This window comes from Methylorubrum salsuginis, from assembly GCF_900114375.1.
GTDB lineage: Bacteria > Pseudomonadota > Alphaproteobacteria > Rhizobiales > Beijerinckiaceae > Methylobacterium > Methylobacterium salsuginis.
Genome location: NZ_FOSV01000041.1, coordinates 1 through 18,356 on the forward strand (window position 1 = coordinate 1; position 18,356 = coordinate 18,356).

At 70.6% G+C, this 18,356-nt stretch carries 10 protein-coding genes; 2 read left to right on the forward strand and 8 right to left on the reverse strand.

Going from position 1 to position 18,356, the window contains the following annotated elements:
• Nucleotides 1-585: 585 nt before the first annotated feature.
• Nucleotides 586-8,010: a type I polyketide synthase gene (locus tag BM140_RS24330; protein WP_091951990.1), complete on the forward strand. Its 7,425-nt coding sequence runs from the start codon at nucleotides 586-588 to the stop codon at nucleotides 8,008-8,010.
• Nucleotides 8,007-9,380, forward strand: a complete 1,374-nt coding sequence (locus BM140_RS24335; RefSeq protein ID WP_091951992.1) for an aminotransferase class I/II-fold pyridoxal phosphate-dependent enzyme — start codon at nucleotides 8,007-8,009, stop codon at nucleotides 9,378-9,380. Before BM140_RS24330 ends, BM140_RS24335 begins: the two co-directional genes overlap by 4 nt.
• A gap of 229 nt (nucleotides 9,381-9,609) precedes the next feature.
• Here the strand turns inward: BM140_RS24335 and BM140_RS24340 are convergent, their stop codons facing one another.
• The 8 genes from BM140_RS24340 to BM140_RS24375 form a co-directional block, all read right to left on the reverse strand.
• Entirely contained in the window at nucleotides 9,610-10,038 is a 429-nt protein-coding gene (locus BM140_RS24340) for a hypothetical protein (protein ID WP_091951994.1), read from the reverse strand.
• 300 nt (nucleotides 10,039-10,338) lie between these two features.
• Nucleotides 10,339-11,010 (reverse strand): spermidine synthase, encoded by a 672-nt coding sequence (locus BM140_RS24345; protein WP_091951996.1) that lies wholly within the window; start codon nucleotides 11,008-11,010, stop codon nucleotides 10,339-10,341.
• A 49-nt stretch (nucleotides 11,011-11,059) separates the two neighbouring features.
• Complete coding sequence (gene shc / locus BM140_RS24350; protein WP_091952000.1) at nucleotides 11,060-13,060, reverse strand: squalene--hopene cyclase; 2,001 nt, start codon at nucleotides 13,058-13,060, stop codon at nucleotides 11,060-11,062.
• A 42-nt stretch (nucleotides 13,061-13,102) separates the two neighbouring features.
• Nucleotides 13,103-14,404, reverse strand: a complete 1,302-nt coding sequence (gene hpnE / locus BM140_RS24355) for a hydroxysqualene dehydroxylase HpnE (protein ID WP_091952001.1) — start codon at nucleotides 14,402-14,404, stop codon at nucleotides 13,103-13,105.
• Nucleotides 14,404-15,249, reverse strand: a complete 846-nt coding sequence (hpnD, locus tag BM140_RS24360) for a presqualene diphosphate synthase HpnD (RefSeq protein ID WP_091952004.1) — start codon at nucleotides 15,247-15,249, stop codon at nucleotides 14,404-14,406. Before hpnD ends, hpnE begins: the two co-directional genes overlap by 1 nt.
• Nucleotides 15,246-16,136, reverse strand: a complete 891-nt coding sequence (hpnC, locus tag BM140_RS24365; protein WP_091952007.1) for a squalene synthase HpnC — start codon at nucleotides 16,134-16,136, stop codon at nucleotides 15,246-15,248. Before hpnC ends, hpnD begins: the two co-directional genes overlap by 4 nt.
• Entirely contained in the window at nucleotides 16,133-17,158 is a 1,026-nt protein-coding gene (hpnA, locus tag BM140_RS24370) for a hopanoid-associated sugar epimerase (protein ID WP_091952009.1), read from the reverse strand. The genes hpnC and hpnA overlap by 4 nt, the downstream gene beginning before the upstream one ends.
• A 485-nt stretch (nucleotides 17,159-17,643) precedes the next feature.
• Nucleotides 17,644-18,356, reverse strand: a 713-nt coding sequence (locus BM140_RS24375; protein ID WP_280142627.1) for a transketolase C-terminal domain-containing protein, incomplete at its 5' end; no start/stop codon positions are given.

Below are 18,356 nucleotides of genomic sequence, written 5' to 3' on the forward strand. Positions count from 1 at the left end.
TGCCGCGCCTGAAGGGGCTGATGAACGCCCCCGTCATGGTCGATCTGCGCAACGTCTACTCCCCCGCCGAAGCCGACAAACACGGATTCCAGTACTCCGGCATCGGCGTCGTCTAGTGCAGGCCGCGTTTGGGGCCGGGCCGGCTCGCCCGGTCTCCGAACGCGGACGCATGATCGGCGATGTTGCAGTGCGGTTGTTCTCTCGGCCGTCCGGTGACATCTTCGGCGAGCGCCGTCGGATCAGGCTCGATCCGTCACCCGCTCGCGCACTGCTTGCAGGCCGCGAGACTAGATCTTTCGAAGTCTTCAGCGGGCCCTCGGCAGACTCGCGGCGAAAATGTGGCCGAACTCGCCCGCGAGGTGGGCTGCCGAGACTAACGTTCGGCAGTCCAGGTCTGGGCCGTTTCGGCATACCCCCGCGCATCGACTGATGAATACGCGCCACACAATCTCCCCATCTTATGGATTAAGGGGGATGAGGCGACCGCGCGGGTTGGAGCGGCCGGGGGACCGTATTAGAGCTTCGACTCTGCGGTTGCTCCCGGCGCCGGTGCCCGCATCGGAATCACGAGCGTAACGGATCGACGTGACAAACCGCAAAGACATCGCGATCGTCGGCCGCGCGTGCCGCCTGCCCGGCGCCTCCAGCGTCGAGGGGTTGTGGCAGCTTCTCACCGAGGGCCGCTGCGCCGTCTCGCGCATCCCCGACGACCGTTGGTCGCTGCCGGCCTATGCCCATCCGCGGGCGCAGGAGCGCGGCAAGAGCTACACCTGGGCCGCGGGCATCCTCGACGACATCTGGTCGTTCGATCCTGGCGTGTTCGGAATCTCGCCCCGCGAGGCCGAGCAGATGGACCCGCAGCAGCGGTTGCTGCTCGAACTCACCTGGGAAGCCCTGGAAGACGCGGGCCTGCGTCCGTCCGCGGTCGCGGGCTCGGATATCGGCGTGTTCGTCGGCGCCTCCTCGCTCGATTACGGCAACCTGCGCGTCCTCGATCCGGCCTCCAGCGACGCCTACGCCGCGACCGGCAACACGCTCTCGATCATCTCGAACCGCATCTCCTACATCTTCGACCTGAAGGGGCCGAGCTTCACCCTCGACACCGCCTGCTCGTCCTCGCTGGTCGCGCTCAACGCCGCGATCACGGCGATCGAGGCCGGTCAGGTCGACACCGCCGTGGTGGCGGGCGCGAGCCTGCTCGTGAGCCCGTTCAACTTCATCTCCTTCTCCAACGCGCAGATGCTGTCGCGCACCGGCCTGTGCCAGGCCTTCTCGGCGAATGCCGACGGCTACGTGCGCGCCGAGGGCGGCGTCGTCCTGATCCTGCAATCGGCCGAAGCCGCCGCCCGCTCCGGGCGCACCGTGCGGGGCCGGATCGCGGCGAGCGGCGTCAACTCGGACGGACGCACCACCGGCATCACCCTGCCCTCCGGCAACGCCCAGGCCGCGCTGCTCGAACAGGTCTACCGCCAGGCCGGCATCGATCCGAACACCATTGCCTTCGTCGAGGCCCACGGCACCGGCACGCCGGTCGGCGATCCGATCGAGGCCGGCGCCATCGGAAGCAAGCTCGGCAAGACGCGCCAAGCCCCGCTGCCGATCGGCTCGATCAAGACCAATATCGGCCATACCGAGCCGGTCTCGGGCCTCGCCGGCCTGCTCAAGGCGAGCCTTGCCCTGGAACACGACCTGTTCCCGGCCTCGCTGCACGCAGCCGAGCTGAACCCCGACATCCCGTTCGAGGCTCTCAACCTTGCGGTCAACCGCGCCCCGCTGGCGCTGACCCGCGGGCCGGAGCGCTTCGCCGGCGTCAATTCCTTCGGCTTCGGCGGCACCAACGCGCACGTCGTCCTGACTGATGCGGGCCCCGTCGCCACCGCGGCCGAGGCCGAGGCGGGCCGTGCCCCGGAGCTGCTTCTGCTCTCGGCCCAGAGCCGCGCGGCGCTCAACGATCTCGCCCTCGATTACGCCGCCCGTCTGGATGCGGCCTCGCCGGAAGAGACCACCCGCGTCGCCGCCGCCGCCGCCCATCGCCGCGAGCGTCTGCCCGTGCGGCTGGCCGCGCCGCTGAATGCCGGCATCGACCTCGCCGCCGCCCTCCGTACGCTGGCCGAGGGCGAGGACGACGACGCGGCGGTCGTCGGTCAGGCGGTCGAGCGCAGCGCCGATATCGCCTTCGTCTATTCGGGCAACGGCAGCCAGTGGGTCGGCATGGGCCGCGAGGCCTATGACGGCAACGCCGTCTTCCGCGAGCGCTTCGACCGTGCCGACGCGCTCTTCGCCCCGCTGTCCGGCTGGTCGCTCAAGGAAGCGATGTTCGCCGACGATCTCGACCAGCGCCTGTCGCTGACGCGGGTGTCGCAGCCGCTCATCTTCGCAATCCAGACCGCCTCGACCGCGGCGCTCCGCGCCAAGGGCCTCGCGCCGAATTTCGTGCTCGGCCACAGCGTCGGCGAGATCGCCGCGGCGGAAGCCGCCGGCATCCTCAGCCTGGAGCAGGCCGTCCGGGTCATCTTCCACCGCAGCAAGCATCAGGAGACGACGCGGGGCTTCGGCACCATGGCGGTGCTGCTCGGGCCGGTCGAGGAGATGGAGGCGTTCCTCGCCGACTATCCGACCCTCGACATCGCCGCCTACAACAGCCCGAAGGCGATCACGGTCGCCGGCCCCGAGGCCGCGATCGAAGCCGCCATGAAGGCGCTCACGCGCAAGCGCCGCCGCGGGCGCAAGCTCGACCTCGAATATCCCTTCCACGGCCGCCTGATGGACCCGACCGAGCGTCCGCTGCTGCGCGACCTCGACGGCCTCAAGGCGTCGGCCGGCCACACCGCCATGGTCTCCACCGTGACCGGTACGGTGCTGCCCGGCGCCCGCTTCGGCGCGGGCTACTGGTGGCGCAACATCCGCGAGCCGGTGCGCTTCTGCGAGGCGCTGCAGGAGGCGACCCGCCAGGGCGCCCGCGTCTTCGTCGAGGTCGGCCCGCGCGCGACGCTGCTGCCGCATATCGGCGACGCCGTCGAACCGCTCGGCATCGAGGTCGCCTCGGTCGGCGTGCTCCACCGCAAGCCGGCGGGCGCCGACCCGATCGCCAAGGCCGTCGCCGCCGCCCTGGTGGCGGGCGCCCGCGTCGACGAGACGCTGCTGTTCGGCGACGATCCGGCCGGCTCCGTCAGCCTGCCGCTCTATCCCTGGCAGCGCCGTTCCTTCCGCCTCGGCGAGACCGCAGAGGTCGTGGGTGCGGCCGTGCCGCGGCCCTACCATCCGCTGGTCGGCGCCCGCGCCGGCCACGACGCCCTCGAATGGCACGGCCATCTCGATCCGGCCCTCGTGCCCGACCTCGAAGACCACCGCATCGACGGTCAGGTGATCCTGCCCGGCGCCGCCTTCGTCGAGATGGCGCTGCATGTGGCCCGCGAGTCGCTTCGCTCGGACGTGGCGACGCTGGCCGATGTCGAGATCGTGGCCCCCATGGTCTTTGCCGAGGAATCCTTGCGCGAAGTGCTGGTGCGCCTGTCCGGCCATCAGATCCAGATCCTCAGCCGGCCCCGCCTGACCCAGGCCGCATGGCAGCTCCACGCCTCGGCCAAGATCATCGAGGGCGACTTCCCGGCGCCTGCGCGTCGCGAGGTGAGCCTCCCGGCGGACCATGCGGTCGCGGGCGAGGATCTCTATCGCCGCGCGCTCGCCTCCGGCCTCGGATTCGGCGAGAGCTTCCGGCAGGTCGCCGCCTCCGCGCGCATCGACGAGACCACCATCGTCTCCGAACTGAAGCCCGGTGAGGCCGATTCCCGCTACGGCCTCGTGCCCTCGCGCCTCGATTCCTGCTTCCACGGCCTGATCCTGCTCTTCGCCGAGCTGATGGGCGAGGGGGCCACCAAGGCCTACGTCCCGGTGCGGTTCGGCGAGATCCGCCTGCTGCGTCCCGGCGCCGTGATCGCGCGGGCCGAGATCCGCACCCGTCGCTGCAACGAGCGCTCGATCCTGGCCGACTTCACCCTCCTCGATGCCGAGGGCGAGGTGATCGCCACCATCCGCGAGGGCCGGTTCCAGGCCCTGCGCGCCAAGTCCGGCAGCGACCTCGATGCCTACGCCATCGCGCAGGTCCGGGAACTCGCCACCGAACCGACCGCCCTGCCGCTGGAGCGCCGTCCGGCTCTGGCCGAGCGCCTGCGCCCGTCGCTGGCCGGCGCCACCGCTCCGAGCGATGCCGAACTCGGGCCGGGCCACCTCTTGCTCGAAGGCTGGGCGACGGCCCTTGCCTACCGCCTCGCCGAGGGCCTGACCCGCAACGGTGCCGTCGATCTCGCCGACCCGCGCCTGCCCGCCTCGCTGCGCCCCTGGGCGGTCAACGCCCTCTACGCCCTGGAGAGCAGCGGGCTCGCCAGCCACGACACCCGCGGGCGCGACGGCGGCCGCTGGCGCATCCGGCAGGACGTGACCCTGCCCTCCCCCGAAGAGACCATGCGCTGGATCGCGGCGGACCAGCCCGAGCTGTCCGCCGAGCTGGTGCTCCTCGCCGACACCACGGCGCTGGTCGCCCGCCTGCTCGCCGGCGAGCCCGTCGCCTCCGCGAGCTTGCCGCCCGCGGCTTTGGACGCGTTCCACCTGCGCAGCGCCACCGCCCGCGCCTCGGCCGCGACGGTGGCCGACATCGTCGAGCGCAGCCGCGAGCGCCTGCCCCGCGACCGGGCCCTGCGCATCCTGCAGGTCGGCTTCGGCCCGCTCTCGGCGCTCGCCGCTACCTTCGCCCGGCAGACCGGCGCCGTCCTCACCGTGCTGGAGACCGATCGCCGTCTGGCCGAGCGCGCGCGCCTCGCCCTCGATACCCGCGTCGCCGTCATCGAATCCGCCGAGGACTTGCCGGCCGATTCCTTCGACCTCGTGCTCGCCAGCGACGTGCTGCACCGGGCGGAAGCCAGCCTGCCGGGCCGGATCGGCGCCGCGCTCGCCACCGGCGGCCTGCTGATCGCCGTCGAGCCCGGCGCCTCGCTGTTCCGCGACCTCGTCTTCGGTCTCACGCCCGACTGGTTCTCTGAGATCGTGCCCGACCAGCCGCTCTCGCGCCTGCCCGACGTCACCGGCTGGCAGCGGACGCTTAGCGCCACGGGCCTCGTGCGTGTGTCCGCCGACCGGGCGGTCTCGCCCAATGGCGGCGACCTGCTCCTCGTCGCCGAGGCCCCGGCCCGGCCGGTCTCCGGCCACGGCCAGAGCTTCGCCTTCGTCGTCGGCTCGGACGACGCCTTCGGTGCCGAGACCGCCTCGTCGCTGGCCACGCTCCTGATCGCGAGCGGCGTCCACGTCTCGATCATCCTCGATTCCGCGCAGTCGCTGCTGGAACTGGAGCGCGAGACCCCCGACACCGTCGTGTTCCTCGCCGGCGCCTTCGCCCAGGACGGAGAAGCGTCCGCCCGCCTGCGCGACCGCTGCCTCAGCCTCAAGCGCTGCGCCGAGCATCTCGGCAACCGCCAGACCCGCCTCTGGGTGATCGCGCCGGGCGCGACCCGCGATGCGGGCGGGGCGACCGCGGCCGTCGAGGCCGGCGTCTGGGCCTTCAGCCGGACGCTCGCCAACGAGACGGCCAACCTCGACATCCGCCGGGTCGATCTCGCCCCGTCCCTGTCCTCGAAGCTCGCCGCCGAGCGCCTGCGGGCCCTGATCCTGTCCGGCACGCCGGAGACCGAGATCGTGCTCGACGCCGACGCCACCCGCGTCGTGCGCTTCCATCCCGGCCGTGCCGCGGGCACGGGCGGGGACGCCGCCCCGGCGGCGCGGCTGGAGCGCTCCAACACCGGCGGCCTCAACGAGATGGTCTGGGGCCCGGCCGAGCGCGCCGCCCCCGGCGCGGGCGAGGTCGAGATCGCGGTGGCCGCCACCGGCCTCAACTTCCGCGACGTGCTCTGGGCGCTCTCCATGCTCCCGGAAGAGATCCTGGAGGATGGCTTCGCCGGGCCCCGGCTCGGCCTCGAAGTCTCGGGCCGCATCGTCGCGGTCGGTCCCGGCGTGGTCGATTTCAAGGTCGGCGATCCCGTCGTCGCCTTCGCCCAGTCGGGCTTCGCCACCCACGTGGTCGTGCCCGAGATGGTCGTGGCGCCGATGCCGGAGGGGCTCGACCCGTCCGCCGCCGCCACCGTGCCGGTCGCCTTCCTCACCGCCTATTACGCGCTCGTGACCTGCGCTCGCCTGCGCAAGGGCGAGTGGCTGCTGGTCCATGGCGGCGCGGGCGGCGTGGGACTGGCCGCGCTTCAGATCGCCCAATGGAAGGGCGCCCGCGTCATCGCCACCGCGGGCTCGCGCGAGAAGCGGGCGCTCGTCGAGGCGCTCGGCGCCGAGCACGTGCTCGATTCCCGTTCGCTCGCCTTCGTCGACGATGTCCGCCGCATCACCGGCGACGGCGTCGACGTCGTGCTCAACTCGCTGTTCGGCGAGATGATGGAGCGCTCGCTGAACTGCCTGCGCCCGTTTGGCCGCTTCGTGGAGCTGGGCAAGCGCGACTACGTCGCCAACACCCATATCGGCCTGCGCCCGTTCCGCCGGAACCTCTCGTATTTCGGCGTCGATCTCGATCAGGTGCTCCAGCACCAGGGCGAGGACGGCGCGCGGATGTTCCGCGAGGTGATGGCGCTCTTCGCCGACGGGGGCTTACGCCCGTTGCCCTACCAGCCGTTTGCCGCCGAGGAGACCTCGGACGCCTTCCGGCTGATGCAGCAATCCGGGCATGTGGGTAAGATCGTCGTGACGCCGCCGGCGCCCGGCAGCGTCGCCCGCATCCAGCGCAACGCCTTCACGGTGAGCGCCGAGGGTGTTCATCTGATCACCGGGGGCCTCGGCGGCTTCGGCATCGAGGCGGCCCGCTGGCTCGCCGACCGCGGGGCCAAGCGCATCCTGCTCGTCGGCCGCTCCGGCAAGCCGAGCGACGAGGGTCGCGAGGTCATCGCCGAGCTGACGGCCCGCGGCGTCCGTGTCGAGGCCAAGGCTTGCGACATCGCCAGCCGCAAGGCGGTCGATGCGCTGATCGCCGGCATCGAGAAGGGCGGTGACACACTCGCGGGCGTGATCCACGGCGCGATGGTGCTGCAGGACGGCCTGATCGCGGCGATCGAGCCCGAGACGCTGGACGCGGTGATCGCCCCGAAGGTGATCGGCGCGACCCATCTCGACGCTGCCACCCGCGACCGGGCGCTCGACTACTTCGTGCTGTTCTCCTCCGCCACGACCTTCATCGGCAATCCGGGCCAGGGCAGTTACGTCGCCGCCAACGGCTTCATGGAGGGGCTGGCCCGCCAGCGGCGCAAGCTCGGTCTGCCCGCGCTCGCGGTCGCCTGGGGCGCCATCGGCGATGTCGGCGTGCTCGCCCGCAACAAGGGCGTGATGGACACGCTGGCCTCCCGCGTCGGCGTCACGCCGATGGAGGCGCGCCGCTGCCTCGACCTGATGGCCGAGGCGCTGGAAGGCCAGGGTCCGGCCGCCGACGAGGGCGTGATCGCGATCGCCGCCATGCATTGGGGCAAGGCGCGCGAGCGCCTGGCGACGCTCCGCTCGCCGAGCTACGGCAGCCTCGGCACCGACCAGCAGGCGGAATCCGGCGCGGTCACCACGATCAACATCGCAGCCCTCCTGCGGGGCACGGACATCGACGCCGTTCGGAAAGTGGTGGCCGACGCCATCGTCGAGGACATCGCCCGCATCCTGCGCCTGCCCAAGGACGACATCAGCCGCGTCCGCCAGCTCTCCGAGATCGGCCTCGATTCGCTGATGGGGGTCGAACTCGGCGCCAGCCTGCAGGAGCGCTTCGCCCTCGACGCCCCGCCCGCGGGCATCTCGTCCGGCCTGACCGTCAACGAGCTGACCGAGACGCTGATTCAGGCGGTCGCCGCCCCGGTCGACGAGGCGGCGGGTGTGACGCTCAGCCTCTCCTCGAAGCACGTCAGCAATCTCGACGCGGCGACGCTGGTGCCGTTCAACGAGCTGGTCGAACGGAACGTCGCGGACATCAAAGAGATCCTGCCATGACCCAGTCGTCACGTCCGCAGGATGGCCGCGCCGCGCTCGCCGGCTTCGTCACCAACCGGCTCGGCCGCGCCAACGCGGCCCGGCCCGAGGCTACTGCTGAAGCCAAGGCGCCGACGCGCTCCGAGCACCAGAGCTTCGAGAAGCTGACGGGCTACCGCGAACTGAAGCTCCAGCGCTCGGCCGCCGATCTGATCGGCCTGAACAACCCGTTCTTCCGCGTCCACGACACCCGCGCGGCGGCGACCACGCGGATCGACGGCAAGGTCTTCGCCAACTACTCGTCCTACGATTATCTCGGCCTCAACGGGCACCCGGCGGTGAGCGGGGCCGCGCGCAAGGCGATCGAGACGTTCGGCACCTCGGCCTCGGCGAGCCGATTGGTGGCGGGCGAGCGGCCGGTCCACCTCAAGCTCGAAAAGGCGCTGGCCTCGCATTACGGCACGGAAGCCTGCGTGATCATGGTGAGCGGCCACGCCACCAACGTTACCGCCATCGGCGCCATGCTGGAGCCGGCGGACGTGATCTTCCACGATGCGCTGATCCACAACAGCGTCGTGACCGGCGCCCAGCTCTCCGGCGCGCAGCGCCGCTCCTTCGCCCATAACGATCCGGCTTCCCTGGAGAAGCTGCTCGAGGCGACGCGCCACGAGCATCGCCGGGCGCTGATCGTGATCGAGGGCCTCTACAGCATGGACGGCGACGCGCCGGACCTGGCCGCCTTCGTCGAGCTGAAGCGCCGCTTCGATTGCTGGCTGATGGTGGACGACGCCCACGGCCTCGGCGTGCTCGGCCGCACCGGTGCCGGCCTGCACGAGCATTGCGGGGTAGACGCCGCCGACGTCGACATCTGGATGGGCACGCTGTCGAAGACGCTCTCGTCCTGCGGCGGCTATGTCTGTGGCCCGGCGGTGCTGATCGAGTACCTGAAATGCACCGCGGGCGGCTTCCTCTACAGCGTCGGCATGTCCCCGCCGCTCGCCGCCGCCGCCGACGCCGCCCTCTCGGTGATGCAGGCCGAGCCCGAGCGCGTGGAGCGCCTGCGCCGCAACGGCGGGCTGTTCCTCGCGGCGGCCAAGAAGCGCGGCCTCAACACGGGCTCGAGCCTCGGCCTCGCGGTGATCCCGGTGATCGTCGGTGATTCGCTGAAAGCCGTGACCCTGTCCGACCGCCTGTTCAAGCGCGGCATCAACGTGCAGCCGATCATCCACCCGGCGGTGCCGGAGCGCTCCTCGCGCCTGCGCTTCTTCATGACCTCCGAGCACACGCCCGAGCAGATCGCCGAGACGGTGGCGGCGGTGGCCGAGGAACTAGCCGCGCTGGAGACCGGCGCGACGCTGATCGAGCAGCTGATGGCGCGCCGGGGGGCTTGAGGCTTCCCTGAGAATTCTGCGCGAAAGCCGGAAGCCACCTTTCGGGGCGGCTCTGGATTTCTCGGCCGTGGGCCGATGATCAAAGTCCGACACCGTGACTTCGACCGGCCGAAGTCGGTTTGCAGGGTCGTTCGAAGCTCCCGCCGCCGCCATCGACCAGAACCGATCGCTTGGCGCGGCTGAGCCGCCCCTCTCCCGGCGCCATATCGGATACGGCGCCGGATCGTCGTTATGGCGTGCTGTCGTTCACCGAACCGGATTCGACGTCGTCGGACAGCGCCCCCGCTCGATCACCGGAACCTTCAGGCTCCAGCGCGAGTGCGACGGGTCGTCGATCCGACCGGCCGGGCTCCTGCGCGGGTGCCGAGACCGTCGGCCGATCGGCACCCGCATAGTTCCTCTGAGCGCTCAGGCCGTCTCCGGCCACGCGCCGCAACTCCTCCACCTGCATCGTCAGGCTGGCGATCTCCGCCTCGCGCGCGGAGCGCAAGGTTTGCTCCGAGGGGTGGCCGAGCACTTCACCGACCAGTTCCAGCCCCACGCCCAGCGCGACCAAGGCCGCGCCGACGACGCGGAGAATCCCAATCCATCTTAAGTTGGCAACTGCGCTCCCGATATCGGGCACGCTCGACACCGCAACGTCCACCTGCATGGACATCCTCGCTTCTCGATACACCGCCTGCCGACGTGGTCCCGCTCCCTCATACGACCCTCGCTCAGCGGCCCCGCAGAGATGGCGTCTGCGGTGAGAAAGAGCGAGGCACAGTTTTATGACGGCGGCCGCAAGTGGATCGTCACTGAAATTTGATGAGAAGCAAGATCTCCGGGGGATGCTTGAGAGAGAACAACATGCTCTCGATCCGCTGATACGCCGCAGTGCCGATCAATATTCGTCATTCACCATGAGGGCGTCGCCGCTCTCACCTGCGCGCCTCTCATGCGGGTGGGGCGTGGGCGATCAGCGGCGCCCGGCGAGCCAGATCACGTGCCGCGCCCCGCGCTTGCCCCGCGCCCGGCTGGCCACCTCCTCAACGGCAAAGCCCGCCTGCCCGAGACGCCGCGTGAAGGCCGCGTCGGGATGGGCCGACCACACCGCGAGCACGCCGTGCGGACGCAGGGCCGCGCGCGCGGCGGCAAGGCCGGCGGCATCGTAAAGGCGGTCGTTGGCCGCGCGGGTGAGGCCGTCGGGGCCGTTATCGACATCGAGGAGGATGGCATCGAAGGCGTTGCCCTTCTCCCGGATCACCGCCGCCACGTCGGCCTCGCGGATCGCCACGCGGGGATCGTCCAGGCTCGGGCCGGTCAGCTCCGCCATCGGCCCGCGGGCCCAGGCCAACACCGCCGGTACGATCTCGGCGACGGTGATCGCAGCTTTGGGCGGGAGATGGTCGAGCGCCGCGCGCAGCGTAAAGCCCATGCCGTAGCCGCCGATCAGCACCCGCGGCGTGGCCACCTTCGCGACTCGCTCGGCGGCGAGCCGGGCCAGCGCCTCCTCCGAGCCGAAGAGGCGGCTGTTCATGAGTTCGTTGCGGTCGAGCTGGATCGAGAACTCGCTGCCCCGCCGCATCAGCCGCAAGCTGCCGGCCTCGCCGGGGATCGGGGCGGTGTCGAGGTGTTCCCAGGGGATCATGAAACCCACCACCAAAACCCTCCCCCGCAGAGGGGGGAGGGTTTTGGAGCTACATCCCGAACTGCACTTCGCGGCTGTTGCCCCGCTTCAGGTTGCGGAAGCGCGCCATCGCCCAGAGCGGGAAGAACTTCGGGTAGCCGTGGTAGCGGAGGTAGAACACCCGCGGGAAGCCGGTCGCGGTGTAGCGCTCTTCCTTCCACAGGCCGTCCCCGCCTTGCGTGCGCAGCAGGTAGTTGACCCCGCGGGCCACCGCCGGATCGTCCACCTCGCCCGCCGCCATGAGGGCCAGCAGCGCCCAGGCCGTCTGCGAGGCGGTGGAGTAGCCCGGCTCGAATTCGGGGTTGAGCTTGTAGGACGAGGCGTCCTCGCCCCAGCCGCCATCCGGGTTCTGGATGCGGATCAACCACGCCACGGCCTTGCGGATCTCCGGCGATTGCGGATCGACGCCCGCGGCGTTGAGCGCGCAGAGCACCGACCACGTGCCGTAGATGAAGTTCATACCCCAGCGGCCGTACCAGCTCCCGTCCTTCTCCTGATCGTTGAGCAGGTAGGTGACACCGCGGTCGAGCGCGCGGCTCGTCGCGCGGGTCTCGCCGAGCTGCGACAGCATCGAGACGACGCGGGCGGTCACGTCCGCGGTCGGCGGGTCGAGCAGGGCGCCGTGATCCGAGAACGGGATGTGGTTGAGGTAGTGGTGGTTGTTGTCGGCGTCGAACGCCGCCCAGCCGCCGTCGGCGCTCTGCAGACCCTCGACCCATTCGCGAGCGCGGGCGATGGCCTGCGAGTAGTCCGGCATGCCGCTCACCAGCCCGTGCTGACGCATGGCGCGGTCCATCGCCATCACGACGACGGCGGTGTCGTCGAGATCGGGATAGTGCGGGTTGGCGTACTGGAACGCCCAGCCGCCGGGGCGGACGTTCGGCTTGGTCTCGGCCCAATCGCCCTTGATGTCGAGGACCTGCAGGGGCTTGAGCCAGTCGAGGCCCGCGCGCGCCATCCCTTCGGCCTCGGCGCCGCCGGCTTCCAGCATGGCGTGGCTGTTGAGCGCCGTGTCCCAGACCGGCGACAGGCAGGGCTGGACGTAGGCCTCGTCGTCCTTCTCGGCGACGAGCTTCTCGATCGCTTCCAGGGCGATCTTCACCTGCGGGTGATCCGGCGGATAGCCCAGCACCTCGTACATCAGCACCGAGTTGACCATGGCCGGGAAGATGGCGCCCAGGCCGTCCTCGCCGTTCAGGCGCTCGCTGGTCCAGGCCACGGCCTTGTCGATGGCGCGCTGGCGGATGCCCTTGGGGAACTTGTCCTGGGTCTGCTGCAGCACGCGGTCGATCGCGCCGAAGATCGGCGTCCACGGCCAAGTGGCGTGCGGCGAGCCCGGCCAGGTGCGCACCGATTCGGGCGGGGTGACGAAGAGTTCGGACACGCCGATGCCGCGCGGATTCTTGGCCCGCGGCTTCTTCGCCTGGATGACGAAGAGCGGCACCATGGTGCAGCGGGCCCAGTACGACACCTTGTCGAGGTGGAACGGGAACCACTTCGGCAGGTGCATGACTTCCACCGGCATCACCGGCACGGCGCGCCACGGCACCTCGCCGTAGAGCGCCAGCAGGATGCGGGTGAAGACGTTGGAATTGGCCGCGCCGCCGCGCTGGAGGATCGCCTTGCGGGCCGCGCGCATATGGGCGGCCTCGATGTCGTCGCCGATCATCTTGAGGGCGAAATAGGCCTTCACCGTCGCGCTGATGTCGAACGGGCCGTCATGGACGAGCGCCCAGCCGCCATGCGCCTTCGACTGCGTGCGGCGCAGGTAATTGCCGATCTTGGCTTCCAGCCCGTCGCGCGGCACGGTCCCGCGGAACTGGTGGAACAGGATGTATTCGGAGGGGATGGTGGCATCCGCCTCGAGTTCGAAGCAGATGTGGCCGTCGGCCTGCGTCATCGCGGTAAGGGCGCGGGTGGCGTCCTGAACGCCGCGCTCCACATCGACGAGGGACACGTCGCGCGTCTTCGGACGGTGCAACTGCTCGACCTTGCCTGCCGCCTCGCGCATCGCCGTCGCCTCTCCGGACTGTCGTGACGCCGTGGTCATGCTTCAAGCGACTCCCTGTGCCTGTGCCCGCCCGCACATCCCGTGACGGGACAGTGCGTTCGCGGCGTTCGTCCCGGAGCGGATCGCGCCCTCGATGGTCGAGGGCAGGCCCGTCTCCGTCCAATCACCCGCCAGAACGAGATTCGGCGTGCGCGTCGCGGCACTTGCGCGCCGCGCGGCTTCCGCGGGCGTGGCCGCGAAGGTCGCCCGCTTCTCCTTGACGATCTGCCAGCTAGGCAATTCGCGTGCTACCCCATTGAGTTCCGCGATCTCAAGCCAGATCTGGCGGGCCAGTTCCTCGCGCGGTGCATCGAGCAGCCGGTCGGCGCCGCTTATGGTGACCGAGAACCGGTCCGGATAGGCGAACAGCCACTCGGTGAGCCCGCCGACGACGCCCAGCAGCAGCGGCGCGCCCTCGGGCGGGCGCATCGCGAAATGCGCGTTGACGATGGAGCGGAACGCCTTCGGGGTCGGCGTGCCGGGCAACAGATCTTCGACGACCCATGGCGGCAGGGCCAGCACCACCGAATCGCTCGGGCCGATCTCGGTCGGCTCGTCGGTGAAGTCGAGGCGCTCGACGCGATTCGCGCCGACCTGCACCGCGCGCAGGCGGCGGCCGTAGCGGATCTCGGCGCCGCGCTCGGTGAGATATCGGAGCGCCGGATCGACGAAGGCGGTGGACAGGCCCTCGACCGCGACGAGCGGCCGGCAGGCGCGCCCGCCCGCGCCGAGCGTCTCGCGCAGGATCGTGGCGGCCAATCCCACGTCGCTCTCGCGCGGATCGGTGTTGAGGGCGGCGAGCAGCACCGGGTGCCACAGCCGGTCGTAGAGCGGGCCCTCGCAGGCCATCTTCTCGCCGATGGTGCCGCTCTTGCCCGGCGCGCTGCCGGAAGCCGCCATCATCAGTGAGAGCGGCGCGAGATAGTCGCGGGCACGGGTGCCCGGGACGCGGCGCCCGGCGCGCAGCACCCACCACGGCAGGCGGCCGGGATTTGGGCGCAGGGTCCAGCGCTCGCCGGTGCGCAGGTCGGCGAAGGGGAAGGCGGCCTCGTCCGGGCCGGTCAGCGCGTCCTCGGGCGCGCCGATCCTCGCCATGAAGTCGAGGGTCGAGCGGTTGCCCGAGAGCAGCAGGTGGTTGCCGTTGTCGATGGCGAGCCCGAGCGACGGGTCGTAGTACGAGCGGCAGCGCCCGCCCGCCTGCTTGGCGGCCTCGTGCAGCACGACATGGACGCCCATCTCGGCGAGCGAGACGGCGGCGGACAGGCCGGCGAGCCCGGCCCCGACGACGTGAACGGTTTCCGTCATCACACGATCCCGTGGCGCAGGGCGACGAGGAGGAGCGAGAGTTTGCCCGGTTTCACCCGCGCGCGCGGGGCGGTCCAGCCGCGGCGGACCACGGCATCGAGATAGAGCTTGTAGGCCGCAGCCATCAGGCGAGCCGCCTTCGTGGCCCGACGCGGGCTCCTGTCGATGATCGCCCAGGTCTGGCGGTAATGCTCCTGCGCTTCGGCCGCGACGGCTTCGCAGACCTCGCCGAGGCGCGGATGGGCCAAAGCCGTCTCCGGCGTCGGGTTCATCAGGCCGATCTTGTGGAATTTCTCCATCGGCAGGTAGAGGCGCCCGCGCTCGGCGTCCTCGTCGATGTCGCGCAGGATGTTGGTGAGCTGGAGCGCCCGCCCCTGGTGCCACGCGAGCCGGATGCCCGCCTCCTCCGGCATGCCGAAGATGCGCACCGACAGCCGCCCGACCGCGCTCGCGACCCGGTCGCAATAGAGATCGAGGGTCGCCTCGGTTGGTGCCACGATGTCCTCGGCCGCGTCCATCGCCATGCCGTCGATGACGGCGATGAAGTCGTCGCGCTTGAGGCCGAAGCGGCGCACCGGCTCGACCAGCGGGCGCACCCGCGGGGTCGGATGGCCGGCATAGAGCGCGTCGATGTCGGCGCGCCAGCTGTCGAGTTCGGCCGCCCGCAGGTCGCGGGGACCGCCGTCGTCGGCAACGTCGTCGACCGAGCGGCAGAAGGCGTAGACGGCGTACATCGCCTCGCGCCGCTCCTTCGGGAGCAGGCGCATAGCGGTGTAGAACGACGAGCCCGCCGCCGGCAGGGCGGGGCCGGTCTCGGCCTGCATCGTGGTCGCGGCGGCACTCATCGTCCGGCTCTCGTTGTGGCGGCGCGGGGCCGGAAGGGACGGCGCACCAGCGTCGCCGCGATGCCGCCGAGGGCGGTCAGCGCGAAGCCGGCCTTGCCGTGATGGACCTTTTCGGAGAGCGGATCACGGATCAGCAGGCCCTTGGTCAGCACGACGGCGAGGCGATGGATCGCGGCGATCTCCAGGCTCAGGCGCAGATCGTCAATGAGACCGGGCAGCGGCTTGCCCTGCTCCAACAGGTCCAGCGTGCGCTGCGCCAGTTCGCGGATCACGGCGAGCAGCTCGGGGCTCGCCTTGTCGCGCCCGAGCATCGACACGTCGGCGCCGTGCTTCGCCATGACGTCGAGGGGGATGTAGACGCGGTTCAGATTGCGAAAGTCCTTGCCGCAATCCTGGAGGTGGTTGAGCACCTGCAACGCGGCGCAGATCGCGTCGGAGGTCGGCCACACGCCGGCCGGGTCCTCGCCATGCACGTCGAGGACGAAGCGGCCCACCGGCATCGCCGAGTAGCGACAATAATGGATCAGCTCGTCCCAGTCGGCATAGCGGTCCTTGCGCGCATCCATGCGGAAGGCGTCGAGGAGTTCGAGCGCGTGGGTCGGCGGTAGGCCGTGCGCGGCCAGCTCGCGCTTCAACGGCTCGACCGAGGGGTCGGAGCCGCCCCGGCCGGTCAGCGCGTCGGCGAGCGCGTCGAGAAGCGCGATCTTGCGCTCCGGCGACAGCCCGGTGTGGTCGGCGACATCGTCGCCGGCGCGGACATAGTTGTAGAAGGCCAGGATCGCGCCGCGGTTCTTCGGATGGATCAGGTGCGAGGCGACGGGGAAGTTCTCGTCGTGCTGACCCTTGCCGGTGCGGGCGTCGGTGGCGGTCTGAAGGCCGGCGCTCATTTCATGTACCCCGCCTGCCGGAACCAGGAAATCGCGTCCGACAGCCCCTCGCGGTAAGGCCGCGCGGTGTAGCCGAGTTCGGCGCGCGCCTTCGCGTCGGAGAAGAACATCCGGTATTTCGACATGCGCACGCCGTCGATGGTGGCGAGCGGCGCCTTGCCGGTGACGCGGGCGATCTGCTCGGAGAGGAAGGCGATCGGGTAGATCACCGCGTAGGGCAGCCGCGTCGTCGGCGCCTTGCGGCCGACGATGCCCGCGATGTCGGCGAGCATGGTCGCCAGCATCACGTCCTCGCCGCCGAGGATGTAGCGCTCGCCGATCCGGCCTTTTCGGAGGGCCAGCAGATGGCCGGCGGCCACGTCGTCCACGTGGGCGAGGTTGAGGCCGGTATCGACGAAGGCCGGAATCTTTCCCTGCGCCGCGTCGAGGATGATGCGGCCGGTCGGCGTCGGCTTCACGTCGCGGGGGCCGATCGGCGTCGAGGGGTTCACGATGACGGCGGGCAGCCCGTCGCGGGCCACCATTTCCTCGACCACGCGTTCGGCCACGACCTTGCTGCGCTTGTAGGCGCCGATGGCGGTCTCGGGCGTCAGCGGCCGGGTCTCGTCGGCGGGGGTGCCGTCGTCGTGCGGTTTGATGGTGGCGACGCTCGACGTGTAGACGATCCGCTCGATTCCCGCCTTGAGCGCTTCCTCCATGAGGATGCGGGTGCCGTCGCGGTTGGTGCGGACGATCTCTTCCATGTCCGGCGCCCACAGGCGGTAATCCGCCGCGGCGTGGACGAGGTAGCGCTGGCCCCGCATGGCGGCGGCCACCGCCGCCCGGTCGCGCATGTCGGCCTCGACGATCTCGACATCGGGCCAGGTCAGGTTCGTGCGCGGCGAGGAGGCGCGCACGGAGATGCGCACGCGGAAGCCGGCGGCGCGAAACACGTCCACCAGGGCGGCCCCGAGGAAGCCGCTGGCGCCGGTGATGAGCACCGCGCCTGCCTCGAATGGGCCGCTTCTTGTCGGCTCTGTCATGATGCTCGCGTGATCGACCGGGGCGCCCTCGCCCGCCGACCGGCGGAGATTTGGGCAAACGGAAACGCCGCTGCCGCTCAAGTCTCCGATTCGGAGGCCCAAGGCGGTGCGGCGCTTCTCTCATTCATGGCGCAGTGCGGCAAGCACCGCGCCCATTTCGTTGTTGGCCTCAGGCGCCGGCGGCCGCGTCCGCGGCCTCTGACTATCGCTCCGCTAGACGCCTCGGCCAAGGCCGCTCCGCGCGGCGCTCGTCGCGCCGGGCCATACGGCCGTGCCTCCTGCAAGCAATGGCTCGGCCGGACTTAGAGCATCGTCCTGGATATCGGATCCAGGACGATGCTCTAGATCCTTGAATCGCATCGTCTTTTTCCGAAAGCCGGAAACCACCTTTCGGGACGATGCTCTAGAGTGCCTCACACACCTCCCGTTCACAGCCGGTGTCCTCTCCGGGCGCGCCGGCGCAGCGGGCGTTTTGTGAGAGACACTTAAGCCAGTCGAAGGCGGCCCGTGCGGCTGCCCTTCTTCTGCTCGGGCAGGGCGGCGCGGACCGCCTTGAGGATGCCCTCGGCGTCGAGGCCGGCCTCGGCGTACATCTTCTCCGGCTTGTCGTGGTCCTGGTAGACGTCCGGCAGCGTCAGGGTCCGCACCCGGACCTGGCCGGCATCCAGCACGCCGCGCTCGGCCAGCAGATGCAGCACCATCGCTCCGAAGCCGCCGACCGAGCCCTCCTCGACCGTCACCAGAACCTCGTGGTGGTTCGCGAGATCCACCACCAGCTCCGCGTCGAGCGGCTTGGCGAAGCGGGCATCCGCCACCGTCACCGCCACGCCCTCGGCCTCCAGGGCGTCCGCCGCCTTCAGCGCCTCCGACAGCCGCGTGCCGAGCGACAGCAGCGCCACCCGCGCCCCCTCGGGACGCCGCACCACCCGGCCGCGGCCGATGGCCAGAACCTCGCCCTTCTCGGGAAGCTCGACGCCGACGCCCTCGCCGCGGGGATAGCGCAGCGCGATCGGGCCGCTGTCGTGGGCATGCGCGGTCGCCACCATGTGGACCAGCTCGGCCTCGTCGGCGGCCGCCATCACCGTCATGTTCGGCAGGCAGCAGAGATAGGCCAGATCGAACGCGCCCGCATGGGTCGCGCCGTCGGCACCGACCAGACCGGCCCGGTCGAGGGCGAAGCGCACCGGCAGGTTCTGCA